This is a genomic window from Lactococcus sp. DD01 (assembly GCF_001578715.1).
In the GTDB taxonomy this organism is placed as follows: Bacteria; Bacillota; Bacilli; order Lactobacillales; family Streptococcaceae; genus Lactococcus; species Lactococcus petauri.
Window position 1 is genome coordinate 218321 of the sequence record NZ_KQ968939.1, and the last position, 2537, is coordinate 220857.

At 38.4% G+C, this 2537-nt stretch carries 1 protein-coding gene; it reads right to left on the bottom strand.

All coding sequences use genetic code 11. The features are described 5' to 3' along the window. A partial coding sequence (locus LACDD01_RS01120; RefSeq protein ID WP_082779245.1) for a YfhO family protein occupies positions 1-2537 on the bottom strand: 2537 nt, incomplete at both ends.

Genomic DNA, 2537 nt, shown 5'->3' on the forward strand with positions numbered 1-2537 from the left:
AAGTAATCATAAAGAGCAAAGAGAGCGATTCCACCTATAAAACATGATATCCCTGCTTTTAAGCCTTGAGGGAAGAAAGTAAGTTCGATAATATGTTCACCTTTAGGGGCAGTAACTTTCATGAAACCTTCTTGTGCTTTATCTAAGGTTACGGGATCTCCATCCAGTTTGGCTGACCAACCTTTATCATAAGGTAATGTGAGGAAAAGATCACCAGAGGTGTTGCTATTATAAGTCAAACGAAGTCCGTTTTTTACTTGTTCGGTTTTCACCTGTGTTTGCTTTAGAGTATCCATAGCTGCTTGGTATTTGGTGTTATCCAAAGCCCAAAATCTTGTTATGCCAAAGGAAACTTGTGAGTTTTCTGGGAAGGAGACACTCACTGTTAGTTTTGTTTCCTTTTCAGAAGTTCCCAAATTATAAAAGTTACCAACATCTTTACTATTGACATTATAAGAATGAAGAACTTTTTTTCCTGAATGAATCGTAATCGTAGTCATTTTTGAATTATCATTAATGTAGCTTACATTAGGTAACTCAAGATAGGCTTGACTATGTGCGGGTACGGTAAGCTCATAGGTCACTGAGACGCCGCCGTCTTCTTCGACTTTACGAATCAGTGTAACTTGTTCTTTCCCACCGTTTATCGTACTGTTACTGTTTTCTGAGTCTGGGTAAATCTGCGTGAAATATTTTTCTTTACTATGCGTCAATTGATGGAGAAAGGCTTCTTGATTACTGATTGTTGCTCTTTCTGAACTGCTCAGAGCTGCATCTTGGTAACCATCTTTTACAAATATTCCAACCGATTGTGCATTGTGATTCTCAAATAAAGAAGGTTTTATTTGCTTAAAACCGTATTTCTCAGGTTGAAATTGATTGATATTATAATTAATGGAAAGAAGCGAATCCATGAGTAACGTGTTTTCAGGGTAGCGGAGATTAAGGAAGGTGCTGTCTGTATGAAACCCTAAAAGTCCTAAGACCCGGCTTGAATTACTATTACGGACAGAAGAAAACTGCGATAAGGCATTATAATTATATTTCATACCATCATTTGCCGTATCGGGGACCGTGTTTTCTGTACGCACAAAGGTATCACCAGAACGTTCGACTACATTTTGGACGAGAGGTTGAATGAATTTTGTTTGGGTATTGTAGTAAGCTCGGCTTGCAAAATTCCATTCTTTCTTAACTCCTGCAAGCTGGTAGTATCCATTTAAACCTGCTTCTGCACACATGAACAAAGCAAGGATGGCAACTAAAACTTTCCAAGGGAGCCATTTTTTAAAGAAGGTAAGAAGAACCAAGAAATAAGCCAAGGCAAAGAGCAGAGTCAGAGCAAGCTGTAGCGTATCGAGATAAGCATAATCTCCGAGTAAAGCAGTAGCAATAAAACCAAGGGAAAGCAGCATAAAGGGGACTATAGTCATCCAAAGTTTTAAAGACTTGAAGCGCGTGAGAACTTCACAGGCCATAAGTAAAATGAGAAGGGAGAAAAGGAAAGCGTAACGATGTAAAAACATGTTTGGAGAATGCATCCCTTGCCACGCCAAATCTAAAACTTGCAGATAAAAAGAGGCAGTCAGAAATCCAAGTAGGGCACCGAAGGCTATTTTGGTCCGCCATTTCACTTGAGGAAGGAAGAAGAAAGTAAGAGCAAGAAGGAAGGGGATGAGCCCTAAATAAATCATTGGGACAGCATTATACTGTGTTGTATCATAGGCCCCCACAAAGTTTTTAGAAAAAAGATCAAAAACGGCAGAATTTTGTGTCCAAAAATCATTGATCTGGGAAACAGCTTGAGTATTATTTGCTTTCAAATCAAGATACATTGGAAGAAGCATAACTAAACTTGTTACAGCAGACAATATAGAAGTAATCGCAAAATCAAAAAACTTTTTCCATGACCACTTGGTAAATGTTGAACGTGCTATAAAATATAACACTAAGAAAATTGCAACCATAAAGCCAAAATAGTAATTTTGGATGAATAGAAGGGTTAAGCTGATGTAATACAGTTTACGCTTGCCGAAATCTTGAAGTCCATGCAAGCCCCACATGATGAAAGGAAGCCAGATGAAAACATCGAGCCACATGATAATTTCAACTTGACTCGTTAAGAAGCTCATCAGGGTGAAAGATGTGGATAATGCCAGCGTGATAAGAGAGGGGATAGATTTGTACATGTTTTTCAATGCAACAAAACTTGAGAGACCAATCGTTCCAAACTTTAAAAGTGTAATCAGATAAAGTGCATCTGGCATAGTATGAACATTGAAAAAATAAGTAAGGGGCATGAAGAAACTTCCCATGTAGTAAGCAGAGAAAGCATAAAGGTTTAGCCCCAAACCATTCGTGAAAGTATAGAGAAAGCCTAAGTTACTATTATGAAGAATATCACGATAAAGCGTGTGAATAGCAACATATTGATGATATGCATCACCAGCGAGGATAGAAGTGTCACTTCCCCAATAAATACCGAGGAAGGCAAAAGCTACCGCAAGTAGTCCAGCAGGGAGGATAAAACTTCCGAG